This is a genomic window from Pseudomonas sp. CCC4.1 (assembly GCF_035019225.1).
GTDB lineage: Bacteria > Pseudomonadota > Gammaproteobacteria > Pseudomonadales > Pseudomonadaceae > Aquipseudomonas > Aquipseudomonas bubulae.
Genome location: NZ_JASJWL010000036.1, coordinates 37173 through 43172, shown reverse-complemented (window position 1 = coordinate 43172; position 6000 = coordinate 37173). Strand labels below are relative to the sequence as shown.

The following is a 6000-nucleotide window of genomic DNA, read 5'->3' as shown; positions in this document are numbered from 1 at the left end:
GCGCAGGACTGATCTGTCGCAGCCGGGTATCGATTGTGCCCCGCTAGCGGTTAGCGGGGCACACAGGTGGTGTCAGCTCACCAGCGTCGCGTCGAGGGTGATTTTGGCGTTCAGTACCTTGGACACCGGGCAGCCCTCTTTGGCTTTGGTGGTCAGTTCGTCGAATTGCGCCTGGGTGGCGCCGGGCACCTTGGCCTTGAGCACCAGATGCACGGCCGTAATTGCAAAGCCGCCGTCCACTTGATCCAGGGTTACTTCAGCAGTGGTATCGATACTGTCGGCCTTGAGGCCGGCATCACCGAGAATCATCGACAAGGCCATCGAGAAACAGCCTGCATGGGCTGCGCCGATCAGCTCTTCGGGGTTGGTGCCCTTACCGCCTTCGAACCTCGCCTTGAAGCCATAAGGCGCTTCGCGCAGCACGCCGGTTTCTGTGGAGATGGAGCCAATGCCGGTTTTAAGGTCGCCTGCCCAATGAGCCGATGCTTTCTTTTTAATACTCATGCGTGCCTCCTGAAGAACGGCGCGAAGGTTTCACGCCTTGAATGAACTAGTGAGGGTAGTTCGCGCCACAAAGTTCACCCTGTCGGACCAATCTTCATTTTTAGTAGCTCAATTCCCAGTCGACCATTGAAACTCGGGTATATGCCCATATTGCTGTAAGTACTGGCAGGTTATGCGAGCACCCTGACCTGCATCCCACCTGGAGTAGCCGGCTGATGAAACGACTGTCTGACATCAAATTCTCGACCCTCGACCTGGTCCCTGTCCGCGAAAACGGCAGTGCAGCCCAGTCGTTGCGTAATTCGCTGGATCTGGCACAGCATGTGGAAAAATTCGGCTACAACCGTTTCTGGGTAGCGGAACACCACAACATGGATGGGATTGCCAGTTCGGCCACCTCGGTGTTGATCGGTTATCTCGCCAGCGGTACGTCAACCATCCGTGTCGGATCGGGCGGCGTGATGCTGCCCAACCATGCGCCGCTGGTTATCGCCGAGCAGTTCGGCACCCTCGAAAGCCTGTACCCGGGACGCATTGACCTGGGCCTTGGCCGCGCGCCCGGCTCGGATCAGATGACCGCCCGCGCACTGCGTCGTGAGCGTTCGGGCAGTGCCGATGATTTCCCGCAGGATGTGGCCGAGCTGATGCGCTATCTGGGCCCACGTACTCCCGACCAACGGATCATCGCCATGCCGGGCACTGGCACCAATGTGCCGGTCTGGCTGCTGGGCTCCAGTCTGTTCAGTGCACAATTGGCCGGTGAACTGGGTTTGCCTTACGCCTTTGCATCACATTTCGCACCACGGTTGATGCATGAAGCGATTCGCGTTTATCGCAACCACTTCAAGCCTTCTGCCGTGCTGGACAAGCCCTACGTGATGCTGGGCGTGCCGCTGGTGGCTGCTGACACCGACGAGCAGGCCGAGTACCTGGCCACCTCGGTGTACCAGCGAATCCTGGCGCTGATGCGCGGGCAGAGTCTGGTGCAGCGCGCGCCGGTGGCGACGATGGACGGTTTGTGGCTGCCCCACGAAAAAGAGGCGGTGATGAGTTTCCTGGGCCTGGCGATGGTCGGCAGCCCGCAGAAGATCAAGGCCAAGCTGGACGTGCTGGTCGAGCAGACCCAGGCCGATGAGTTGATTTTTACCTGTGATCTGTACGAACACGCAGACCGCATTCACTCGTATGAATTGCTGTCGCAGGTGATGAAAGGGGCCTGACGCAAAGGGAAGTGTGGGAGCGGGCTTGCTCGCGATGGTATCGACGCGATTGATCTGAAACACCGCAGCGTGCGCATCGCGAGCAAGCCCGCTCCCACAAGATCTACTACTGCGCTGGACTTACCCGCGCTTGTAGACAATTTCTTTGGTGCCGGCTTCGCAAGAGCCCACTACCTTGCCGTCAGCGGCAGCACCTTTTTCCACAACCGTCAGCGAATAATGTCTGGCGCCGTTAGCTTCAATCTTCGCCGCGATTTCGCTTTTCAGTTCTTCGCACGGCTTGCCCGCCGCGAACGCCGTTCCTGCCAGACTCAGCAAACCTACAGCCAATAAAAGCTTTTTCATCGGTCACATTCCCCGGTCAAAACAAAAAGGGTGCAATGCGAACATGCCGCATTGCACCCAGACTGTGTAGCGGACTTTATGGCAAACGGCCAGTCCACGGGGCAAAACCTTGCCTCAAATCAACTGCTGGCAATCCTGAAGCCGATTTTGAGCGTTACCTGATAGTGCGCCACCTTGCCGTCCTTGATATGGCCGCGGGTGTCGATCACCTCGAACCATTCAAGGTGCTTGATGCTTTTGTTGGCTTCGGCCAGTGCATTACCGATGGCGTCTTCTATGCTGGTCGGGGACGAGCCTACCAATTCGACTTTCTTGTAGGTGTGATGGTCAGACATAACGTTCTCCTTTGTCGTAAATCAAAGCCTAGCAGCGAATGTGCTAAATACTTTGTAGGCAATCTAAAAGGAAAAGTTCAGGTTAACTGCACTTTCTCACGCCCCTGTAGTCCGACTTAACAAGCACCTCACTCATCAATGCAGGAGAGCCCTAATGGCTAGCAACTCTTTACGTAAAGCCTCATTGCAAAGCATGGAAGCAGAGATCGAGAGCCTGCTCAAGTCTCTTGAAAGCCTCAAGCACGACGCTTCGGACGAGTCCAAAAAGACCCTTGGCATCCTCAAGAACAACGCCGAGAACGCGCTCAAGCATTCACGTCATCTGCTCAGCGATGCGCTGGAAGAAGTGAAGGACAAAACCCGCGAAACCGCGATCGCTACCCGTGAATACGCCCAAGAGCATCCGTATGCCACCGCTGGGGTTGCCATCGGCGCACTGGGTCTGCTGGCAGCCTTCCTGTTGTGCAAGCGCGGCAATTAATCTGCGCTGCGCGCAAGCTCTGCCTTGAGCCATTGCGCAAGTTGCCTGGCGCGTCCGTCTGCGGCGCGCTTGGGCAACCATAACGTCAGTTGCCCCGGGGTTTCATTGAAGCCCCAGGGCGCAGCCAGCCGTCCTGCTTGCAGGTCCTGGGCCACCAGCGGCTCGGGAGCAATCGCTACACCCAGCCCCGCAACGGCGGCTTCCAGCAAGTAATACAAGTGTTCAAACCCCTGCCCGTATTGCAAATCCTTCGTCTCAATTGCGTTTTTTTGCGCCCAGCTCGGCCATGCCTGCGGCCGCGAAGTGGTGTGCAGCAACGGTTCGTCGAGCAAGGCGCTGGCCGGGGCATGGCGCAGTTGTTCGTACCGCGCATAACGGGGACTGACCACCGGGCCAATGCGCTCGCTGGCTAATTCGTAAACCTGCATGTCTGCTGGCCAGGGTGGCTCGGCAAACACCAGCAATGCATCCAGCCCGGGGCGACGCGGGTCCAGATCGCCTTCACCGGCCGACAGGTGCAGGCGCAAGTCAGGCAAGTCGGCATTCAATCGGCCCAGGCGCGGAATAAACCAGCGCGCCAGCAAACTGCCTGAACAGCCGAGCACGAACGGAGCGTCAACCTGGCTTTGCGTGAGTTCAGCGCATACATTTCTCAAGCGCTCAAAGGCTTCGCTACTGGCATCCCGCAAGCGGATACCGGCTTCGGTCAGCTTTAGCCCGCGCCCTTCCTTGACGAACAGGCTCACCCCCAGGTGCTCTTCCAGCACTTTCAATTGCCGACTGACGGCACCGTGGGTGACGTGTAGCTGCTCAGCCGCCTGGCTGACGCTGCTCAGGCGGGCGGTGGCTTCAAAGGCACGCAGGGCATTAAGAGGGGGGAGATCGCGGCTCATGGTATCTGTGAGTTTTCCTGACAGGTTACGGCGATCTTATCGGTTTTCATCCCGGGCTGTCACGGGTACAGTCAGGCCCATAGACCTTCGCCATTTTTTATCTGGAGCGTCACATGACTCAATCCACTTTGCGTACCGGCCCTGATGCCAATGGCCTGTTTGGCTCATTTGGCGGCCGTTATGTGGCTGAAACCCTGATGCCGCTGATCCTTGACCTGGATCGCGAGTACGAGCTGGCGAAAAAAGACCCTGAGTTCATCAAGGAGCTGGCTTACTTCCAACGCGACTACGTGGGCCGCCCAAGCCCGCTGTACTTCGCCGAGCGGCTGACCGAGTTCTGTGGCGGCGCCAAGATCTACCTCAAGCGCGAAGAGCTGAACCACACCGGCGCCCACAAGATCAACAACTGCATCGGCCAGATCCTGCTGGCACGGCGCATGGGCAAAAAACGCATCATCGCCGAGACCGGCGCCGGCATGCACGGCGTGGCCACTGCCACCGTGGCTGCGCGCTTTGGCCTGCAGTGCGTGATCTACATGGGCACCACCGACATCGAGCGCCAGCAGGCCAACGTGTTCCGCATGAAGCTGCTGGGCGCCGAAGTGATCCCGGTGGTGGCAGGCACCGGCACCCTCAAAGATGCAATGAACGAAGCCTTGCGTGACTGGGTGACCAACGTTGACAGCACCTTTTACCTGATCGGCACCGTGGCTGGCCCGCATCCTTACCCGGCGATGGTGCGCGACTTCCAGGCCGTGATCGGCAAGGAAACCCGCGACCAGATGCAAGCACAGGAAGGCCGCCTGCCGGACAGCCTGGTGGCATGCATCGGCGGTGGCTCCAACGCCATGGGCCTGTTCCACCCGTTCCTGGATGACACCGGCGTTGAAATCATCGGCGTAGAAGCCGCCGGCTACGGTATCGAAACCGGCAAGCACGCGGCCAGCCTCAATGGCGGTGAGCCGGGCGTGTTGCACGGCAACCGCACCTTCCTGTTGCAGGACGACGATGGCCAGATCATCGACGCCCATTCGATTTCCGCAGGCCTGGACTACCCGGGCATCGGCCCTGAACACGCCTGGTTGCACGATATCGGTCGTGTCCAGTACACCTCGGTGACCGACGCTGAGGCGCTGGATGCCTTCCACAAATGCTGCCGCCTTGAAGGCATCATCCCGGCCCTGGAAAGCGCCCACGCGCTGGCCGAAGTGTTCAAGCGAGCACCGACCCTGCCGGCCGATCACCTGATGGTGGTCAACCTTTCGGGTCGCGGCGACAAAGACATGCAAACCGTGATGCACCACATGGAACAGTCTCAACAGGAGCAACACTGATGAGCCGCCTGCAAACGCGCTTTACCGCTCTCAAGGAACAAAACCGCGCGGCGCTGGTGACCTTTGTCACCGCCGGTGACCCGGATTACGACACCTCGCTGGCCATCCTCAAGGGCCTGCCGGCAGCAGGCGCCGATGTGATCGAACTGGGCATGCCCTTCACCGATCCGATGGCCGACGGCCCGGCGATTCAACTGGCCAACATCCGTGCGTTGGGTGCCAAGCAGAACCTGGCAAAAACCCTGCAGATGGTTCGTGAATTTCGTACCGGTAACAACGACACTCCGCTGGTGCTGATGGGCTATTTCAACCCGATCCACCACTATGGCGTGGCGCGTTTTATCGCCGAAGCCAAAGAGTCGGGCGTAGACGGCCTGATCGTGGTCGACATGCCACCCGAGCACAACAACGAGCTGTGCGACCCGGCGCAGGCTGCAGGCCTGGACTTTATCCGCCTGACCACGCCAACCACGGACGACGTACGCCTGCCGACCGTATTGGCTGGCAGTTCGGGCTTTGTATATTACGTTTCGGTGGCGGGCGTGACCGGTGCCGGTTCGGCCACCACGGAACAGGTGAGCGCGGCTATCGAGCGTCTGCGTCGGCATACTGATTTGCCGATCAGCGTGGGCTTTGGTATCCGTACCCCTGAACAGGCTGCGGCAATTGCCCGCCTGGCCGATGGCGTGGTGGTGGGCTCGGCCCTGATCGACAAGATCGAGAATGCAGCGACGCCTGAACAGGCGGTGGATGGTGTGCTGAGTTTGTGTGCTGCGCTGGCTGAAGGTGTACGTAGCGCCCGCTAGATCAAGAGCCCCTCTCCCGGAGGGAGAGGGGACTGATTGGGGGATGTCACCACACATCGGCTCCCTCTCCCCCCGGGAGAGG

General features: G+C 59.4%; 8 protein-coding genes. 4 read left to right on the top strand and 4 right to left on the bottom strand.

Annotation, left to right across the window (positions count from 1 at the left end):
* Nucleotides 1-72: 72 nt before the first annotated feature.
* The gene (locus tag QN377_RS15060; RefSeq protein WP_094999634.1) at nt 73-504 is read right to left on the bottom strand and encodes an OsmC family protein; all 432 of its coding nucleotides are present in this window, start codon (nt 502-504) and stop codon (nt 73-75) included.
* 215 nt (nt 505-719) lie between these two features.
* Between QN377_RS15060 and QN377_RS15055 the strand changes: the two genes are divergently transcribed.
* Nucleotides 720-1724 (top strand): LLM class flavin-dependent oxidoreductase, encoded by a 1005-nt coding sequence (locus QN377_RS15055; protein ID WP_095017906.1) that lies wholly within the window; start codon nt 720-722, stop codon nt 1722-1724.
* 120 nt (nt 1725-1844) lie between these two features.
* On the opposite strand, the gene QN377_RS15050 is transcribed toward QN377_RS15055, so the two are convergent.
* Both QN377_RS15050 and QN377_RS15045 read right to left on the bottom strand, forming a co-directional pair.
* Nucleotides 1845-2069 (bottom strand): DUF1161 domain-containing protein, encoded by a 225-nt coding sequence (locus QN377_RS15050; protein ID WP_094999632.1) that lies wholly within the window; start codon nt 2067-2069, stop codon nt 1845-1847.
* A 119-nt stretch (nt 2070-2188) separates the two neighbouring features.
* Complete coding sequence (locus QN377_RS15045) at nt 2189-2404, bottom strand: dodecin (RefSeq protein ID WP_094999631.1); 216 nt, start codon at nt 2402-2404, stop codon at nt 2189-2191.
* A 154-nt stretch (nt 2405-2558) separates the two neighbouring features.
* Between QN377_RS15045 and QN377_RS15040 the strand changes: the two genes are divergently transcribed.
* The gene (locus QN377_RS15040) at nt 2559-2885 is read left to right on the top strand and encodes a DUF883 family protein (RefSeq protein ID WP_016782799.1); all 327 of its coding nucleotides are present in this window, start codon (nt 2559-2561) and stop codon (nt 2883-2885) included.
* Here the strand turns inward: QN377_RS15040 and QN377_RS15035 are convergent.
* A complete protein-coding gene (locus tag QN377_RS15035; protein ID WP_094999630.1) occupies nt 2882-3778 on the bottom strand; it encodes a LysR family transcriptional regulator in 897 nt (298 codons plus the stop codon). The genes QN377_RS15040 and QN377_RS15035 overlap by 4 nt on opposite strands.
* A gap of 113 nt (nt 3779-3891) precedes the next feature.
* On the opposite strand from QN377_RS15035, the gene trpB reads away from it, so the two are divergent.
* Together trpB and trpA are read left to right on the top strand one after the other, a co-directional pair.
* On the top strand, nt 3892-5112 hold the full coding sequence (gene trpB / locus QN377_RS15030; RefSeq protein ID WP_094999629.1) for a tryptophan synthase subunit beta: 1221 nt from the start codon (nt 3892-3894) through the stop codon (nt 5110-5112).
* The gene (gene trpA, locus QN377_RS15025; RefSeq protein WP_095017907.1) at nt 5112-5918 is read left to right on the top strand and encodes a tryptophan synthase subunit alpha; all 807 of its coding nucleotides are present in this window, start codon (nt 5112-5114) and stop codon (nt 5916-5918) included. The genes trpB and trpA overlap by 1 nt, the downstream gene beginning before the upstream one ends.
* Nucleotides 5919-6000: the final 82 nt, after the last annotated feature.